Annotated in this window: 15 protein-coding genes; 9 read left to right on the forward strand and 6 right to left on the reverse strand. The window is 67.0% G+C overall.

Going from position 1 to position 17359, the window contains the following annotated elements; all coding sequences use genetic code 11:
* The 3 genes from AC1D1T_RS19825 to AC1D1T_RS19835 all read right to left on the reverse strand — a co-directional run.
* The coding region (locus AC1D1T_RS19825) for a carbohydrate ABC transporter permease (protein ID WP_477992356.1) at positions 1-855 on the reverse strand (855 nt) is incomplete at its 3' end.
* 24 nt (positions 856-879) lie between these two features.
* Entirely contained in the window at positions 880-2124 is a 1245-nt protein-coding gene (locus AC1D1T_RS19830; RefSeq protein WP_477827295.1) for an ABC transporter substrate-binding protein, read from the reverse strand.
* Positions 2125-2301: 177 nt separating this feature from the next.
* Positions 2302-3324 carry a LacI family DNA-binding transcriptional regulator gene (locus tag AC1D1T_RS19835; RefSeq protein ID WP_465113489.1) on the reverse strand — a complete coding sequence of 341 codons (1023 nt, stop codon included), beginning with the start codon at positions 3322-3324 and terminating at the stop codon, positions 2302-2304.
* Between the two features lie 169 nt (positions 3325-3493).
* Here AC1D1T_RS19835 and AC1D1T_RS19840 point away from each other — a divergent pair, with 169 nt between their 5' ends.
* Genes AC1D1T_RS19840 through AC1D1T_RS19850 form a run of 3 tightly spaced genes read left to right on the forward strand, consistent with a single transcriptional unit; the run spans position 3494 to position 6572 of the window.
* Positions 3494-4822, forward strand: coding sequence for a GH39 family glycosyl hydrolase (locus AC1D1T_RS19840; RefSeq protein ID WP_477992357.1), 1329 nt, complete (start codon positions 3494-3496; stop codon positions 4820-4822).
* A complete protein-coding gene (locus AC1D1T_RS19845) occupies positions 4819-5868 on the forward strand; it encodes a glycoside hydrolase family 26 protein (RefSeq protein WP_477840142.1) in 1050 nt (349 codons plus the stop codon). Before AC1D1T_RS19840 ends, AC1D1T_RS19845 begins: the two co-directional genes overlap by 4 nt.
* Entirely contained in the window at positions 5865-6572 is a 708-nt protein-coding gene (locus AC1D1T_RS19850) for a hypothetical protein (protein ID WP_477992358.1), read from the forward strand. Before AC1D1T_RS19845 ends, AC1D1T_RS19850 begins: the two co-directional genes overlap by 4 nt.
* Before the next feature lie 49 nt (positions 6573-6621).
* On the opposite strand, the gene AC1D1T_RS19855 is transcribed toward AC1D1T_RS19850, so the two are convergent.
* Positions 6622-7437 (reverse strand): amino acid ABC transporter substrate-binding protein, encoded by an 816-nt coding sequence (locus AC1D1T_RS19855; RefSeq protein WP_477827889.1) that lies wholly within the window; start codon positions 7435-7437, stop codon positions 6622-6624.
* Positions 7438-7885: 448 nt separating this feature from the next.
* On the opposite strand from AC1D1T_RS19855, the gene AC1D1T_RS19860 reads away from it, so the two are divergent.
* Positions 7886-9307 (forward strand): AbfB domain-containing protein, encoded by a 1422-nt coding sequence (locus AC1D1T_RS19860; protein ID WP_477827888.1) that lies wholly within the window; start codon positions 7886-7888, stop codon positions 9305-9307.
* A 250-nt stretch (positions 9308-9557) separates the two neighbouring features.
* On the opposite strand, the gene AC1D1T_RS19865 is transcribed toward AC1D1T_RS19860, so the two are convergent.
* Positions 9558-9953, reverse strand: a complete 396-nt coding sequence (locus tag AC1D1T_RS19865) for a hypothetical protein (protein WP_477992359.1) — start codon at positions 9951-9953, stop codon at positions 9558-9560.
* Positions 9954-9964: 11 nt separating this feature from the next.
* Between AC1D1T_RS19865 and AC1D1T_RS19870 the strand changes: the two genes are divergently transcribed.
* The 5 genes from AC1D1T_RS19870 (at position 9965) to AC1D1T_RS19890 (ending at position 15806) form a co-directional block, all read left to right on the forward strand.
* Positions 9965-11716, forward strand: a complete 1752-nt coding sequence (locus AC1D1T_RS19870) for a glycoside hydrolase family 30 beta sandwich domain-containing protein (RefSeq protein WP_477826445.1) — start codon at positions 9965-9967, stop codon at positions 11714-11716.
* Between the two features lie 153 nt (positions 11717-11869).
* Positions 11870-12103 (forward strand): hypothetical protein, encoded by a 234-nt coding sequence (locus AC1D1T_RS19875; protein ID WP_477992360.1) that lies wholly within the window; start codon positions 11870-11872, stop codon positions 12101-12103.
* Positions 12104-12187: 84 nt separating this feature from the next.
* A complete protein-coding gene (locus tag AC1D1T_RS19880; RefSeq protein WP_477826443.1) occupies positions 12188-13516 on the forward strand; it encodes an endo-1,4-beta-xylanase in 1329 nt (442 codons plus the stop codon).
* A 28-nt stretch (positions 13517-13544) separates the two neighbouring features.
* A complete protein-coding gene (locus AC1D1T_RS19885; protein ID WP_477826442.1) occupies positions 13545-15080 on the forward strand; it encodes a non-reducing end alpha-L-arabinofuranosidase family hydrolase in 1536 nt (511 codons plus the stop codon).
* 177 nt (positions 15081-15257) lie between these two features.
* The gene (locus AC1D1T_RS19890) at positions 15258-15806 is read left to right on the forward strand and encodes a hypothetical protein (protein WP_477826441.1); all 549 of its coding nucleotides are present in this window, start codon (positions 15258-15260) and stop codon (positions 15804-15806) included.
* Between the two features lie 50 nt (positions 15807-15856).
* On the opposite strand, the gene AC1D1T_RS19895 is transcribed toward AC1D1T_RS19890, so the two are convergent.
* The gene (locus AC1D1T_RS19895; protein ID WP_477843347.1) at positions 15857-16894 is read right to left on the reverse strand and encodes a substrate-binding domain-containing protein; all 1038 of its coding nucleotides are present in this window, start codon (positions 16892-16894) and stop codon (positions 15857-15859) included.
* Between the last annotated feature and the right edge of the window lie 465 nt (positions 16895-17359).

Raw genomic sequence — 17359 nt, forward strand, 5'->3', positions numbered from 1 at the left:
GATGAAGGGCTCCTCGAACAGCTGCAGGTTGCCGATGATGGTCAGCGTGACGGCCAGCAGCATCATCGGGCGCAGCAAGGGCACCGTGATGTAGCGGAACTGCTGCCACAGCCCGGCACCGTCGATGGTCGCGGCTTCGTACAGGTCCTTCGGGATGGTCTGCAGCGCCGACAGGTAGAGCACGGTGTTCCAGCCGACGAAGCGCCACCAGACGATGAAGGACACGATGGGCCGCGTGTACTCCGGCCGCCCCCAGTCGACGTTCTGCACGGGAAACAGCCAGGCGAGCGGGTGCGCGCCGAACACCTCCAGGCGGCCCAGGCCGGTGAGCACCTGGTTGATGACGCCGAAGTCGCGCGAGAACAGCGACGAGAACACCAGCGTGATCGCCACGGTGTTGGTGATGTACGGCAGGAAGTACATCGCGATCACCGGGTTGCGCGCGCGGCGGAACTTCGTGTGGATGAAGAACGCGAGCGGCACCGCGATCAGGTGCTGCGGCAGCCCGGAGACGATGCCCAGCCAGAAGGTGTTGTACATCGCGCGCCAGAAGTCGCGCGCGTACAGCTCCGACCAGAACCGGCCCGAGAAGAAGTGCGACCAGGGCAGGTCATCGAACTGCAGGACGAAGGCGTAGTTGCCCAGGCCCTCCCACTTCATGCCCCCCAGGCCCGCGGTCAGCTCCCAGCGAAAGAACGACGCATACGCGGAGAACAGCAGCGGAAACAGGCCGAACGTCAGGAAGAGGATGAAGAACGGCGCGACGAACACGTAGGGCATGAAGCGCCACGGCTTGAGCCGGCGCCGCTTCGTCTTCTTCGCCGGTGCGCCGTTGAGGGCGGGGACTGCGGACATGGGGGGACTTCCGGTCTCGGTGGATCAGCGGCGAACGCGGCGTTCGATCGCCTTCTTCGCGTCGGCCAGCGCCGTCTTCACGTCCTTGTCCTGCTCCAGCACCTTGTCGAACTCGGCGCTCACGACCTCGGCGGCCACCGGGTCGAGCTTGTCCACTTCGGTGGCGGGAATCTTCGCGGCAGTGGCCTTCCAGGCCTGGCGCGCCTTCTGGCCGCCGAGGAAGTCCATCGGCTGGTCGACGAACGGGTCGGTGGTGGCCTCGACCAGCGCCGGGAAGGCATCGAGTTCGCGGAAGGCGGCGATCTGCACTTCCTTGCTGGTCGTCATGAACTTCACGAAGTCCCAGGCGAGCTCCTTGTTCTTCGAGCCCTTGGGGATCGCGTAGAAGCTGCCGCCGTACGAGGCGTTCACGCCGCCGGGCAGGCCCGCCGAGCGCCAGTTGCCCTTGGAGTCCGGGGCGATCCAGTTCTTCAGGTGGCCGGCCAGCCACGAGCCCATCATCTCCGAGGCGATGGTGCCGCGCTTGAAGCCTTCGCTCCACTCGTTGCTCCAGGCGCCGACCTTCGCGTCGATGCCGGCCGCACGCGCCAGCTTGGCGGTCTCGAAGGCTTCGACGAAGCGCGGCGAATCGACGAGGGTCTTGCCCTTGGCGTCGAAGTAGATGCCTTCACCGTCCTTCAGGCCCGAGCGGATCATGATGTCCTTGATCGCCGCGGCATGCGGGATCAGGTAGGCGCCTGTCTTCGCCTTGAGCGCCTTGCCGGCGTCGATGAACGACGGCCACGACCTGGTGAGCTGGGCCTCGGTGACGCCGGCCTTGTCCATCAGGTCCTTGCGATAGAACAGCGCGCCCGGGCCGATGTCGGCCGGCATCGCGGCGAAGATGCCGCCGCGGCTGGTGGCCTGCGCCACCGTGAACCTGAAGAACTTGTCCTTGAACTGCAGCGCGTTGTAGGGCGGCTTGGACAGGTCTTCGACACCGCCGCCTTCGGCGAACTTGGCGACGAAGCCGATCTCGATGCCCATCACGTCGGGCAGGTTCGCGCCGGTGGCCAGCGCCGTGGTCATCGCGTTGTGGTGGTCGCCGTAGCCGAGCGCGACCAGCTTGATCTCGACCTCGGGGTGGATCTTCTTGTACAGCGGGATCGCCGCCTGCACCGAGCGGTCGAGGTCCTTGAACGATGCGACGGTCAGCACCGCCTGTGCCGAGGCAAGGCCGGTGGCCGATGCCAGCAGCGTGGCGAGACTGAGCCTGGTTGCGAATTTCACTTCATCTCCTGGTGGGGTCCGACGACGCGCCCGTCGCGTTCGTGACAACACTCATGCAAGCGCTTGCACGGCAGTGTATGAAGTGTCTGTCGGAGCCGGCCCAGGGGGAACCCTGAACGGACCTAGCCGATCTTGCGATTTCGCGATGTGAGGCGCACCGGGATGGGGCGCTGTGCGTCAGCGTGTGACGGGAACCGCCTTGGTCGATTCGCGGACGATCAACTCCAGCTTCGCCATCGTCGCGCGCGGCGGCTTGCGGCCGTCGATGAGCGCCACGACGGCCCCCGCGGCCTCCCGGCCGAGGTCGCGCAGCGGCTGCCGCACCGAGGTCAGGGGCGGCAGCGAGAAGGAGGAATGGGACAGGTCGTCATAGCCCACGATGGACATGTCGTCCGGCACGCGCATCCCGCGCCGGTACAGCGCGAGCATCGCGCCATAGGCGGAGTCGTCGTTGGCGGCGAACACCGCACTGAACGGCAGGCCGCGGTCGAGCAGCATGTTCATCGCCGTCACGCCGCCCGTCTCCACGTAGCCGCCCGGCGCCACCAGCCGTTCGTCGAAGGGCAGCCCGGCCGCGACCAGCGTGTCGCGGTAGCCGCGCAGGCGCTCTTCGGCATCCTGGCGCCCGGGAGGGCCGGCGATGAAGGCGATGCGGCGATGGCCGAGCTCGACGAGGTGGCGCACCGCCTCGCAGGCGCCGGCGTAGTGGTCGAAGCACAGCGAATGCACCCGCATCGACGCCGACTGCCGCCCGAGCAGCACCGTGGGAACGCCTTGCGCATGGCGATCCAGCAGCTCGTCGTCCAGTTCGGCCACCAGCAGGATCACGCCGTCGACCCGGCGGCCCATCAGCGACATCAGCCGCTGTTCTTCCTCGACCTTGTTCCAGTGGCCGCTCACGAAGATGGCCTCGTAGTGGTGGCTGGCCAGGCCATCCTCGACGCCGCGCATCGCCTCGTTGAAGAACGAGCTGGAGATCTCCTGCGTCAGGACGCCGACGGTCATCGTGCGGCCCTTGGCGAGCCCGCGCGCGACCAGGTTGGGCCGGTAGTTCAGGCGCTTGATGCTGCTCTCGATCGCCGTGGCCTTCTCTTCGGCGACGACGTGGGTGCCGCTCAGGTAGCGCGACACCGTGCTCGTGGAAACCCCGGCCAGGCGCGCCACCTCTTCGAGCGTGACGCTGGTGTTTTCGATGGGCATGGCCCGATGATAGCGCTTGACTTCCTCGCGCGTGAAAGGAGAACGACCCCATGGATTGGGGTTTCACGCCCGGCAAACCCCCGGGGTTTCCCGCTAGTTTCCGTTGATTCGCAAGAACGGTCAGGCCCTCTCATTGCAAGCGCTTGCACGGAACGCTATCGTGCCGGCCATGAAGCCGAAAGACATCCCTCCCCCCACCCCCCTCCGCTCGGCGGCCCGCTGCGTCGGCGTCTTCGCCCTCACGGTGGCGACCTGGGCGAACGCGCAGGTCGCCACGGTGCGCATCGATCCGTCGCGCGCCGGCCCGGCCGTCAACCGGCAGGTGCTGTCGGGTTTCAACTTCGGCAACTGGATGTCGGTGACGGAATTCCGCGACGAGATCGCCAAGGTGCCGGCCGCGGCGCTGCGCTTTCCCGGCGGCAACATCGGCGACGAGCACGACATGGACGAGCCGACGCTGGACGCGTTCAAGTCGCTGCTGTCGCAGGTGGCCGGCGAACGAGAACTGCTGGTGCAGACACGCGTGTTCCAGGGCCGGCCCGACCGCCCCGCCGCCAACACGCCGCAGGACGCGGCCCGTGCCGTGCGCCTGGCCCGCGACCGCGGGCTGAACGTCAGGATCTGGGAGATCGGCAATGAGCCCGACCTCTTCAGCACCGTGCGGGGCGACACGAGCTGGACGGTCCAGCGCTATTGCGAGGTCTTCCGTGCGCAGGCCGCGGCCATCCGCCGCGAAGACCCGAAGGCCTTGATCGCCGGCCCCGCCGTCTCCGGTGCGCAGCCCGGCGCCCCGCTCTTCCTCGAGCGCTTCGTCGAGCTGTGCGGCGACGCCGTGGACGTGCTCACCTGGCACATCTACCCCACCGAAGGCGACGGTACCGAAGAGGCCGCGCTCGCCACGGTGGCCGACGTCGACCGCTCGATCGCGCGCTTCTCCGCCCTGTGGAAGGACCGCTCGCGCAACCCGCTCGGCCACGCCAGAAGCATCCGCTTCGGCGTGACGGAGTACGGCCTGTCGTGGCGCACCGACCGGCCGCGCTTCCTGTCCGACCAGGTGGGCGCGATGTGGGCCGCCGAATCGGCCCTGCGCATGGCGCAGCAAGGCGTGAACCTGGCCCACTACTTCGCCTACATCGGCACCGGCTTCCACGGGCTGCTGGACACCGGCGGCGTGCCGCGCCCGACCTACTACGGCTTCGGCCTGCTGGGCGAGCTGGACGGCACCTTCGTCGAAGCGGCGAGCAGCGACTCGATGCTGTGGACCCATGCGACGAAGAAGGGCTCGCAGCTCCAGCTCGTGCTGTTCAACACCCGCACGCAGGCCCAGCCGGTGCGCATCGACGGCCAGGCCGCGCTGACGCTCAAGGAGGCGCGTTTCTTCGACGCCGGCATCGCGGAAGAGGAGAAGCCGTTGCAGCCGCTCGCCGCGCAGGCGGGACGCACCATCACCCTGCCCGCCCGCTCGATGGCGATCGTCACGCTGGAGCTGGCACCATGAGCCCCGATCAACTCCTGCGCCGCCGCCTGCTCGCCGCTTCGGCCCTCGGCGTGGGCCTGCCGGCCTGCGGCAGTTCGCCGAAGGTGCCGTCGGCACTCGACGACGCGCTGGCTCTGCCGATCGTCGTCGACCGCGACGAGGACAACCGCCGCGGCATCTTCTTCGGCCTCTTCCGCGAGAGCGCGTTGCCCGACCTGCTGGCCGACGCGGAAGCCGACCTGCGCCGCCAGCCCGCGGCCGCGATGTGGTTCACCCGCTTCGGCGCGGCTTTCCCGGAATCGCAGATCCGCTACCTCGCGCAGCGCGGCGTGGCGGCGCAAGTGACCTGGGAGCCCTGGGGCTTCGACAACAGCCCCGTGGCGCTGGCCGACATCGTCGCCGGCAAGTGGGACGCGACCATCGACGCCTGGGCGCTAGGCGCGGCGCGCGTCGACCTCCCCTTCATGCTGCGCGTGGGCCATGAGTTCAATGGCGACTGGTATCCCTGGTGCCTGGTGAAGAACGGCCGCCAGCCCCAGCTCTTCGCGCGGGCCCACCGCCACATCGTCGAGCGCTTTCGCGCGGCGGGCGCGAACAAGGTGCGCTGGGTCTGGTGCTTCAACAACGACAGCACGCCCGCGGAAGCCTGGAACGACCCGCGCGCCGCCTACCCCGGCGACGAGTACGTCGACTGGATCGGCATCGACGGCTACAACTTCGGCACCAGCCAGAGCTGGTCGCACTGGACGCCCTTCAGCCAGGTCTTCGGCCGCGCGGTCGCGATGGCCCGCGAGATCGCGCCGTCCAAGCCCATCGTGCTGGCCGAACTCGGGTGCTCCGAAACCGGCGGCGACAAGGCCGCGTGGATCGAGCGCATGTTCAGCGACATCGAGACGCTGCCCAACGTCCGGGCCTTCACCTGGTTCGACATCATCAAGGAGACCAGCTGGGCGCTGACCTCCAGCAACGAGAGCTGGCTCGCCGCCCTGCACGGCCTTCGCCGCGCGTCGATTCGCGGGAATGGCAACGCGCTCCTGTCCATCACCACCACGAGGAAACCGGCATGAACACCAGAAGCGCCGCCAGCCATGCATGGCTCGCAGGAACGATCGTCACCGCGCTCGCGACGGGCTGCGCCATGGCGCCCGCGCCGAAGGCCGCCGCAATTGCAGGCAACGACGCCGCACGCGCACCGGCGGCCGCAGCCGCCGAACCGGCGGCCGACGGCAGCCGCCTCGTGCTCGCGACCATGAAGGCCGGCAGCGGGACCGATCAAGGCGCCTCCACCGACGGCTTCGCCTATGCCGAGAAGGCCGGCGACGCCTCCGTCGGCAAGCTGGCGGCGGCCAACGGGGTCGCCCGCGTGACCGGGGTGATCTGGCCGCAGAAGGGCAGCACCTGGGCCGGGGTCGGCTTCACCGTCGGCGTGGGCAGCGGCGGCAAGCCGATGGACGCCTCGGCCTACAAGACCCTGACGCTGCAGCTCGCCGCCAGCGCGCCGGGCGTGCTGCGCATCCGCGTGCTCGGCGACGAGAAGGCCATTCGCGACGCCGGCTGCTACCCGGTGGTGCTGCAGCCGGTCACGCCGGAACTGCGCGAGTACAGCATCCCGCTGGCCCGGTTCGCCTCCGAGTCGTACTGCGGTGCCAATGCGCGAACCATCGCGGTCACGCAGGGCGCCCTGTCGGCCGTGGAAGTGGCCGACGCCAAGGTGGGCGCCGGCAAGCGCGACGTCGACTTCCAGGTGGGCCGCATCACGCTGGGTCGCTGAGCGGCATTCGGGCCCGAGCCGTTTCAGGCTCGGGCCTGAAGGGGTGAAATCAGATCGAGAAGCCCAGCAGCGCCGCGACGCCGGCCTCCTTGTTGGGGCGCGAGAAACCGTCGCGCGTCAGCCGGCTCATCTTGATCGTCAGCGTGTCGGTCATGAACCACTTGTCGTACAGCGCGTTGATCTCGCCACTCGCGTAGAGCCGCATCAGGCTGCGGTCCACCGCCGCCAGCAAGGCCTTGTCACCCTTTCGGACCATCACCGCATAGGGCTCGACCGAGAGAGCCAGCGGGCTCACCTCGAGCGAATCGAGCGCCCGGTCGGCGGACACCAGGCCGAGCAGCAACGAGTCGTCCTGCGGGAAAGCCCGGGCCCGGCCTTCCTTCAGCGCCTTGTACGCGTCGGCATTGCTGGTGTAGGACTGGAACTGCGCACGCAGCTCTCCGTCGCCCAATTGCTTGAACAGCTTCTCCGAGGTGGTGCCCTTGATGAGCGCGATCGGCAGCCCGTTCAGGTCCTTCACCGCGTTGACGTGGATGCTCTTGGCGGTGAGAACGCGCATCGAGGCGACGAAGAACGAGTAGCTGAAATCGACCTTCTCCTGGCGTGCCCGGGTGTTGGTCGTCGACCCGCATTCGAGGTCGATCTCGCCGGCCTGCAGCTTCGGAATGCGCTCCGCGCCGCTGACGACCTTGAACTGCACCTTGAGCTCGCCGAGCTTCAGCTCGCGCTTGATCTCCTCGACGGCGTTCATGCACAGGTCGACCGAGTAGCCGACCGGTTGCTTCTGCTCGTTCAGGAACGAGAAGGGCCGGGCCGATTCGCGCACGCCGATGGTGATGGACCGGCTGTCGCGGATCCGGGCCATGGTGTCGCCGTGGGACTGTGACCACGCAGCGCCGCTGCAACCCAGCAGCAGCAGGCACAACGACACGCGGTGCTGAAATGAAGACATGACCTGGACTCCGCCCAAAGGCCCGAAGTCTGGCGGTCGCACCCGCGGAAAAAATGATCGCCTGTCGATCGATTCGTGATCGCGGAGATCGCGCAGCGATGCGTGAGGAATATCTCCGGCTTCGATGCCCTCGCCCGCTCCTCTCTACATTGCTTTTCGAGCCGAGTCATCACCGGGTCGCGATGGCGTGTCAGGGTATTCGCGGGAATATTCAATCCGGTATCGGCGCGCGCCGAGAAGCGATTGGACCGTGCAGCACCGCCTCCGTAGCATCGCCCCCCGCGATCTCGCCGATTGAGCGAGGCGCAACGGGCCCGTCAGCTCATGACGGCTGCTTTTCCACGGAGACAGGAGTTCACTGGTGAAGACATTTCTGAGATCGATTCGGTCGGCTGTTGCTGCCACCTTGCTCGCCGCTGCGTTCGGCGGTGCGCAGGCGCAGTCGGCGGGCTATTTGCTGGTTCATTTCACGGGCGAGTCTGCGCAAGGCGAGCAGACCTACATGTCGGTCAGCACCGACGGCATGCATTGGTCGGACCTGAACAACAGCCAGCCTGTGCTCATGTCGACCGTCGGCGAGAAAGGCGTGCGCGACCACACCATCGTGCGCTCACCCGATGGCTCCAAATACTGGATCCTCGCCACCGACCTGCGCATCGCCAGCGGCAAGGGCTGGGACGCCGCGATGCACCACGCCAGCACCAAGCTGGTCATCTGGGAATCCACGGACCTCGTGCACTGGTCCGAGCCGCGCCTGGTCGACGTCGCCGGCGCCATCCCGAACGCGGGTTGCGCCTGGGCACCCGAAGCCATCTGGGACCCGGCATCGAACGCCTACATCGTGTACTGGGCGACCATCTCGCCGCTCAACGGCGTCGACAAGCCGCGCATCTACTACGCGAAGACGACCGACTTCCGCAGCTTCACCGCGCCGCAGATGTACATCGACCGGCCCGGCACGCAAGGCATCATCGACACGCAGATCATCGAGGTCGCGGGCAACGTCGGCGGCTTCAAGTACGTGCGTGCCTCCGGAGACGGCCAGATCACGCTCGAAGGCAGCCAGTCGGTGCTGGGCGCGTGGACGACCATCGGCGACCTGTCGCAGATCGGCCTGACGGGCAGCATGGTCGAAGGCCCCATCCTCTTCAAGTTCAACAACGAGGCCAAGTGGGGCCTGTGGGTCGACCAGTACGCCGCCGGCAAGGGCTACCTGCCGCTGAGCTCGATCAACATGGGCAGCGCGCAGAACTGGCAGATCGCGTCGACAGGCTCGTACAACCTGGGTGCGGACCGCAAGCGGCATGGCGGCATCCTGAACCTGAGCGCGGCAGAGATGAGCCGCGTGAACGCGCAGTGGGGCGGCGCCACGCCCATCAACCGGCTGCAGTCCTCCAACTTTCCGGATCGGTACGTGCGGCATTCGAGCTTCACGGTGCGCATCGATCCGAACGTCTCGCCGCTGGATGATTCGAAGTTCCGGATCGTGAAGGGGCTGGCGAACAACGCGGGCTACGTGTCGTTCGCGTCGGTGAACTTCCCGGGCTACTACCTGCGGCACAAGGACTTCGTCTTCGAACTGGCGCCGTACGACGGATCGCCGCAGTTCGCCGCGGACGCCACGTTCAAGCAGGTGCCGGGGCTGGCCGACACGAGCGCCAGTTCGTTCCAGGCGTACAGCGACTCGACCCGCTACATCCGCCACTACGCCTATGTGCTGCGCCTGGACCTCGTCAAGAACCAGACCGACCGCAGCGATGCGACGTTTCACGTGACCCCCTGACCGAACTGCACACGGGCCGCAGTGCGGCCTGTGTGCAGGCGCGCCCCCCGATTCGATGTAAATCGGGTGCGGTGAAATTTCATCCTGTTGCACTGCGTCTCGCTGCGCCAACGCCCCCCCTAGAAGCGTTCATCGACTCCGCAAGTTTCGTCAGTTTCCCCGGTATCGCGCCTCCCACAATCGCGCCGGAAATCGAGGGGGCGACACGTCGAATGACGTAGGCGCACCGCACTTTGACGCAACAGGATCTTCACGATGAGCATGCCAATCCAACGCCCGGGACGCGCCACTGCAACGAGCGCGCTGCTGTGCGCGATGGTGCTGTCTGCCTGCGGGGGCAGCAATGATTCGGGCACCGCTCCGGCACCGATCGGGTCGGCACCTGCGCCCGCACCCGCACCCGCACCTGCGCCCGCACCCGCACCTGCACCTGCACCCGCACCTGCACCTGCACCTGCACCTGCGCCTGCGCCTGCGCCTGCACCTGCACCTGCGCCTGCACCTGCACCTGCGCCTGCGCCTGCGCCTGCACCTGCACCTGCACCTGCGCCTGCGCCTGCACCTGCACCTGCACCTGCACCTGCACCTGCACCTGCACCTGCACCTGCACCTGCACCTGCACCTGCACCTGCACCTGCGCCTGCACCTGCACCTGCTGTGCAGATCACCTGGCCCGATCCAGCGGCCATCGATTGGGGAACGGCACTCAGCACGGCCCAGCTGAACGCGAAAGCGAGCGTCGCGGGCACGTTCGCCTATACACCCGCCGTGGGCGCGAAGCCCGAGGTCGGCGTCCAGACGCTGTCTGTCACGTTCACGCCGCAGGACAAGACCAAGTACTCGACGAGCACCGTCACGCGCAAGCTGACGGTCCACAAGGCCCAGCCGCCGGTCAGGTGGGATCTCCCCTCGGCCGTGCTCCAGGGCACCGCGCTCACGCCCTCGCAGATCACTACCGCGCCCTACGCGATCTACGGCGTCCAGGGCACGGCCGATCCGGCCTCGTACATGACCGCCGACGGCAAGCCGCTGGGCACCGCCACGACGGCCGCCGCCGGGAGCGCCCTCGTCCAGGCCACGTTCGTCCCGAAGGACAGCGCGCACTACATCTCGTCGGTCATCAGCACCACGCTGACCATCGCGCCGGCCCCGGGCACGGCCGCCATCGACTTCGGCGATGCGAAGCAGACCCTCCAGGGCTTCGGCGGCTCGGCCGCCTGGTACTACAACAAGATGACGGACGATCGCATGAACGTCCTGTTCGGCACCAGCGGCGCCGACAGCCTCGGGCTGAGCATCCTTCGACTGCGGATCGCGCCCGCCGAGTGGAACGCTTCCACCCGGACGGCCGATACCAGCCAATGGACCGCAGAACTGGAGAACGGCATCTCCGCCCAGGCGCGCGGCGCGATGGTCTTCGCGTCGCCGTGGTCACCTCCGGCGAGCATGAAGATCGTCAACGCCGATCGCAAGAACCCGCTCTACAGCGGGCGCCTCGACCCCGCGAAGTACGCGGACTACGCCCAGTACCTGAACGCCTACATCCGGTATGCCGCGACGCGCAACGTGAAGCTCTACGCCGTCTCGCTGCAGAACGAGCCGGACTGGGACCCCACGGACTACGAGTCCTGCCTGTGGAACGCCGACGAGATGACGGCCTGGGTCGGCGGCCACGGCGCGACGGCGATCTCGGGCACCACGACCAAGCTGATGGCGCCGGAGTCCTTCTACTACTCGCAGGCCACCACCGACACGCTGCTGGCCGACGCCAAGGCCGCCGGCAACCTCTCGATCGTCGGCGGCCACCTCTACGGCGGCACGCCGAACTACTCGGGCCTGGCCCAGAAGCTCGGCAAAGAGGCCTGGATGACGGAGCACTTCCTGGACTCCGTCAACAAATCCGACGCCAAGTCGTCATGGCCGACCAGCATCGATGACGCCATCGCGATGGCCAAGGAAGTCCACGACGGCCTGACGCTGTCGCAGTACAACGCCTACGTCCATTGGTGGCTCGTCAACTCCAACGACGCGACGCCGACCGGCCTGATCGGGACGAACAACAAGCCGACCTACTTCGGCATCGGCCTGAAGCACTTCTCGTACTTCATCCGCCCGGGCTACGTCCGCTACGACGCGACATCGCTGCCGCAAAAGGGCGTCCGCGTCTCGGCGTTCGGAACCCCCGCCGGCGCGGCCGACAACAAGGCGGTGGTCGTGCTCGTGAACGAGAACGCGGCCGACGTCACCCTGACGACGTCGATCGCCCCCGCCGGCCGCGCGCTGACCAGCCTGACGCCGTACCGCACCACCGGGGCCGCCACGTTCGAGCGACAGCCCGCGATCGGCGTCAGCGCGAACGCGTTCTCCGTCACGCTGCCGGCGAAGAGCATCACCACCCTGGTGAACTGAAAAGGCAGATCGAACCATGGAACTCCACCGACAAAGCCACTCAACCCCTGTGGGCGGCGCCAATGCCTTGTCGCTGATCGGCGCACAGACCAGAGCTTCGCGGCCTACCTGGCCTGGAGCAAGAAGCTGGCCGAGATCGTCGGCAAGTCCACCTTGATGTGGCAGGTGCCGCTCGGCAACGCGCAGCAGAACAACACCACCAACCACTGGCAGGACAACAAGGTGGACTACCTCTTCAACAACCTGGACAAGGTGGCCGACGCCCACATTGCCGGGCTGTTCTTCGGTGCCGGCGACACGCCCCAGACGTCGCCGGAAACCGATGGTGGCCGACTGCTCGGCTGGACGCAGGGCTACTACAAGAAGGGCGGCGTGGGGCTGCGCTGACGCGCAATCGCGCCGTTGTCGTCGGCCACCGGCAGCCGCCGGTGGCCTCCATCCGATCCGTTCAACTCATCCAGGGAGACAACAGTGAATACCTCGAAGATCTTCAATGCCGTGAGCCGCACCATGATCTGCGCCACGGCAACCCTCGGCCTGCTGGGTTCAGCCGGCCTGGCGCAGGCGCAGATCGCCGTCGGCAAGACCAAGTTCCTCGGCAACATCATTGCCGGCAATCCGCCGGCCAACTTCAGCGCCTACTGGAACCAGGTCTCGCCGGAAAACGCCGGCAAATGGGGCTCGGTCGAACCGGTGCGCGGCCAGATGAACTGGGGCCAGCTCGACGCCGCCTACAACTACGCGCGCTCCAACGGCTTTCCGTTCAAGCAGCACACCTTCGTGTGGGGTTCGCAGGAGCCGAACTGGATCGGTGGCCTGGGTGCCCAGCAGCAGGCCGAGGAGGTCGAGGACTTCATCCGCCAGTATTGCCAGCGCTACCCGCAGACGCAGTACATCGACGTGGTCAACGAGCCGCTGCACCAACCGGCCAGCTACCGCGGGGCCCTCGGCGGCGCCGGCTCGACCGGCTGGGACTGGATCGTCTGGTCGTTCCAGAAGGCCCGCCAGCACTGCCCCAACGCCAAGCTCCTGATCAACGAGTACGGGCTCGTCGGCAACGCCGACGAGCTGAACCGCTACAAGGGCATCGTCAACATCCTGAAGTCGCGCGGGTTGATCGACGGCGTGGGCATCCAGTCGCACTACTTCAGCCTGGACGACGTGCCGGCTGCCGTGATCGCGCAAAGCCTGGAGTCGCTGGCCCAGACCGGCCTGCCGATCTACGTGTCCGAGCTGGACATGACCGGCGATGACGCCACGCAGCTGGCGCGCTATCAACAGAAGTTCCCGATCTTCTGGACCCACCCGGCCGTCGCGGGCGTCACGCTGTGGGGCTACAACGAAGGCCAGACCTGGGTGGCCAACTCCCACCTCGTGCGCCGTGACGGCAGCGCGCGCCCCGCGCTGACCTGGCTCGCCAACTACGTGCGCAGCAACAACCCCGGCGGTGGCGGCGGCACGACCGGCAAGACCATCGTCGTGCGCGCACGCGGAACCTCGGGCCAGGAGCGCGTGACCTTGCGCGTCGGCGGCACCGCGGTGCAGAGCTGGACGCTCGGCACCGCGATGACCAACTACACCTTCACGACCAGCCTGTCGGGCGGCAGCACCGTCGAGTTCACCAATGACGCCGGCGGCCGCGACGTCCAGATCGACTACCTGAGCGTGAACGGCAGCGTGCGGCAGGCCGAGAACCAGACCTACAACACCGGCGTGTACCAGAACGGCCGGTGCGGCGGCGGCAGCGGTCGCAGCGAATGGCTGCACTGCAACGGTGCGATCGGATTCGGTGACCTGTGAGCCCCCTCTCATCTGAAGGAGAACTGTCATGAAGAACACGATGAAGCTTCGCAAGACGCTGTCGACGCTGGCGGCCTTCGTGCTGTCGGCGGGCGCCCTGGTGGCCACCGCCCCGGCGCTGGCCGCCGTCACGGTCGACGCCAACACCTGGTACGTCGTCGTCAACGCCAACAGCGGCAAGGCGCTCGACCTCTACAACTGGGGGACCGGCGACGGTGCCGAGTTCCGCCAGTGGAGCCGGCACGACGGCACCAACCAGCAGTTCCAGCTGGTCCCTTCCGGCAACGGCTACTACCGGCTGAAGAACAAGCACTCGGGCAAGGTCGTCGACGTGTGGAACTTCTCGACGGCCGACGGGGCCGCCGTCAACCAGTACACCGACCACGACGGCACCAACCAGCAGTGGCAGCTGGTCGGCGCCGACAACAACGCGGTGCGCTTCATCAACCGCAACTCGGGCAAGGTGCTCGAAGTCGCCGGCGCGTCCACCGCCGACGGTGGCGACGTCACCCAGTACACCGACTACAGCGGCCGCAACCAGACCTGGGCGCTCGTGCCGGTCGGCGCCACCACGCCGCCGCCCGGCGGTGGAGGCGGCAACGTGGCGCTGCCGTCCAGCTTCCGCTGGACCTCGAGCGCGGCGCTGATGGTGGCCAAGCCCGCCGCGCAGTTCCCGGAAGTGGCGATCAAGGACCCGTCGGTCGTGTTCTACAACGGCCTCTGGCACGTGTTCTCGACCCAGGCCAAGGGCAACGGGTGGGGCCTGGAGTACCGCTCCTTCACGGACTGGTCGAACGCCGGGGCGGCGACGCCCTACTTCCTCGACTCCACCGCCATCGGCGGCGGGTACCGGGCTGCACCGTTCGTGTTCTTCCATGCGCCTTCGCGGCTGTGGTACCTGGTGTTCCAGAACGGCAACGCCGCCTACTCGACCAACCCCGACATCGGCAACCCGGGCGGGTGGAGCGCGCTGAAGACCTTCTACAGCAGCGTGCCGCCGATCGTTCAGCAGAACACCGGCAACGGTGGCGGCAACTGGCTGGATTTCGCGGTGGCCTGCGACGCGGCCAACTGCCACCTGTTCTCCGCCGGCGACAACGGGCAGATCTACCGCTCGCAGACCACGCTCGCGAACTTCCCGAACGGCTTCGGCAACACGGTGATCGCGCTGCAGGACGCCGATCGCAACAAGGTCTTCGAAGCACCGCAGGTGTACAAGGTGCGCGAGACCGGGCAGTACCTGCTCATCGTCGAGGCCATCGGCAGCAGCGGGCGGTACTTCCGCTCGTGGACTTCGAGCAGCCTGGGCGGAACCTGGACGCCGCTGGCCGCGACCGAGTCCAGCCCGTTCGCCGGCGACGCCAACGTGAGCTTCCCGACCGGCAAGTGGAGCCAGGGCATCAGCCACGGAGAGATTCTGCGCACCGGGTATGACCAGAACGTCGAGGTCAGCGCCTGCAACATGCACTTCCTCTACCAGGGGCTGGCGCCTGGCGCGAGCGGCGACTACGGCAGGCTGCCGTACAAGCTCGGCGTGCTCACGCAGACCAACTCGCCCTGCTGAGCCGTCCCGCGCAACCCCGTGAAATGCTCACGGGGTGTCATGCCGTTGAACCATTGATCATGGCTCGATCATGCATTCGATCCGAAGGCTGCCCACACTGTCGAGGTGATGACAACGGCGGGTGTGCGATCGATGGTTCCACTTCAGTTTCGGTTGCTGCTGGCACCGTTTCACTTCATGGCGCGCATCCTCTTCAGCGACTTGAAACTGGAGCGCGAGGGGCGGGACTTTCACATCCGCATCGCCACGCCCGAGCCCGGACCGCAGGCGCTGAGCGAAGCGGCCATCGCCGAAGCGGCGCCGTTGCGGGCCGCGCTGAAGAAGTTGCTCGATTCGCATCCCCAGGCCCGCAAGGTGCTGCGCCACCTCCGGTACGTCGAGCGTGCGCTGGCCACCCAGGGCCTGGCCGCGCTGGCGACGATGCCTGTCGACGTGCTGAAGATGGCGCTGAGGCAGCTGGATTCGATCGTCTCCAACTGGTCGAACCGTCACCTCGCGGATCTGCGTTCGAAGATGGCCGTCGCCGTGCTGGAACATCCGGAAGATTCGGACGATTCGCTCTACGGTGCGAACGGTGATCGGCTGTCCGACTTCGTGACGGAATCCCGGCTGATGGTCGGAGATGCTTCGCACTCGGTGTTCATGGAGCTTGAACGGCAATACGAAGCCTTGCTTCCGCCGGAGGCGATCCGTGCCTCGCTCAATGCGACAAGGGCTGCACCATGAGGGCGTCGCATGTCGAATGACAGGGGCGCGCCGCACCGACCCACCCAGGGTCATCCAGCCGGGTGAGGCGGTGGTGCGGTGCTGCCCCGCACCACCAGCTGCAGATCCAGCGACCCGATCGGCGCGTCGTTCAGCTGTTTCACGCCCAGCAACCGAAGCAATTCCCTGGCGGCGGTGCAGCCCATCTCATAGATGGGTTGCCGGACCGTGGTGGTCGGCGGCACCGAATACGCGGACGGAGGAAAGCCGTCGAACCCCACCAGCGAGACCTGCCCCGGCACCTCGATGCCTCGATTGAACAGGACCAGCCGCGCGCCGTTCAAGCTCGGGTCATTCGCCGCGAAGACCGCCGTCAACCCGATGCCGGAATCCAGCAGGGCCTGCATCGCCTGCATGCCACCCAATTCGGAAAAATCACCGCGCACGATGAGGCGCTGATCCACCGAGAGACCGGCCTCGCGGTGCGCATCCATGTAGCCCTGCATGCGGGCAATCGCATCGGGCTGGTATTCGATCCCCGCGATGTGCGCGATTCGCCGATGCCCCAACTCGATCAGGTGACGGGTTGCCATGTAGCCGCCCCGGCGCTGGTCGACATCGAGTGAGCTCAGGCGGGGGCCGTGGCATTCGCGGCCGATGACGACGATGGGCTGCTGCTCGGAGAGATCCAGCAGTTGCTCGTTGCTGAGCCGTCCACCGATGACCACGATGCCGTCGATCTTGCGCGACATCAGCAGGCGCACGCGATCCGCTTCGTCACCGTCGCGACCCCAGTGGCCCGAGACCAGGATGGGGGTGTAGCCGCTGCTCCTCAGTTCGTCTTCGACGCCCGTGGCTGCACGCGAGGTATAGGGGTTGTCGAAATCCTGCGTCAGCACGCCGATGGTCATGCTCACCCCGCTGCGCAGGCTTTTCGCGACCAGGTTCGGCTTGAAGCGCAGCTTCTTGATCGCGGCTTCGACGGCGTCGCGCCGCGGCGAGTCGACGTGCCCGTTCAGGATGCGCGACACGGTGCTGGCTGAAACACCCGCCAACCGAGCGACGTCCTGCAGGGTCGCACTCTGCTCCGATGCGCCTCGGCTCGCCAGCTCGTCGCGCCTTCCTTTTCCAGGGCTGGTCATTGAATGCTTGCCCGAAAGGGCCCTCCTTGTCGGTTTCTGGAAACGATTGCACCGGGCGCATCCCGGCAAGGCGCTGCGTCCATGCCGACTGCCCAGTAATTCACGGTATTCCGATGATACGGGACGGATCGATTGACACAACCAGTAACTTCGTTGCAACATCCCGTCAACGTGCAATCGATTGCACGTCATTTCAAACCCCATGACCGGAAGTTGAACGAATGATGAAGACGGAAGTAAGCTCTATTCGTGGCACCTCTGAAAGGACCGCTCCAAGTTTTACTTCCCCCTCTTTGCAATCGATTGCACGACTCGCTTTGACCGCGGCCCTGCTCTGCGCGGGGCTGGCGGCTTGCGGTGGCGCCGGCGGCGCGACGGCGTCCGACACGGCAACGCTGGCCGACTTTCCGGCCGCGGCCGCGGGCAACCCTC

The sequence above is a fragment of the Rhizobacter sp. P2_H3 genome (assembly GCF_056403355.1).

Bases quoted from the DNA above. Each gene is read 5' to 3' on its own strand.
- AC1D1T_RS19850 (WP_477992358.1), top strand. From the start codon at position 5,865: ATGAACACCAGAAGCGCCGCCAGCCATGCATGGCTCGCAGGAACGATC.
- AC1D1T_RS19845 (WP_477840142.1), top strand. From the start codon at position 4,819: ATGAGCCCCGATCAACTCCTGCGCCGCCGCCTGCTCGCCGCTTCGGCC.
- AC1D1T_RS19835 (WP_465113489.1), bottom strand. From the start codon at position 3,324: ATGCCCATCGAAAACACCAGCGTCACGCTCGAAGAGGTGGCGCGCCTG.
- AC1D1T_RS19840 (WP_477992357.1), top strand. From the start codon at position 3,494: ATGAAGCCGAAAGACATCCCTCCCCCCACCCCCCTCCGCTCGGCGGCC.
- AC1D1T_RS19885 (WP_477826442.1), top strand. From the start codon at position 13,545: ATGAAGAACACGATGAAGCTTCGCAAGACGCTGTCGACGCTGGCGGCC.
- AC1D1T_RS19855 (WP_477827889.1), bottom strand. From the start codon at position 7,437: ATGGCCCGGATCCGCGACAGCCGGTCCATCACCATCGGCGTGCGCGAA.
- AC1D1T_RS19890 (WP_477826441.1), top strand. From the start codon at position 15,258: ATGGCGCGCATCCTCTTCAGCGACTTGAAACTGGAGCGCGAGGGGCGG.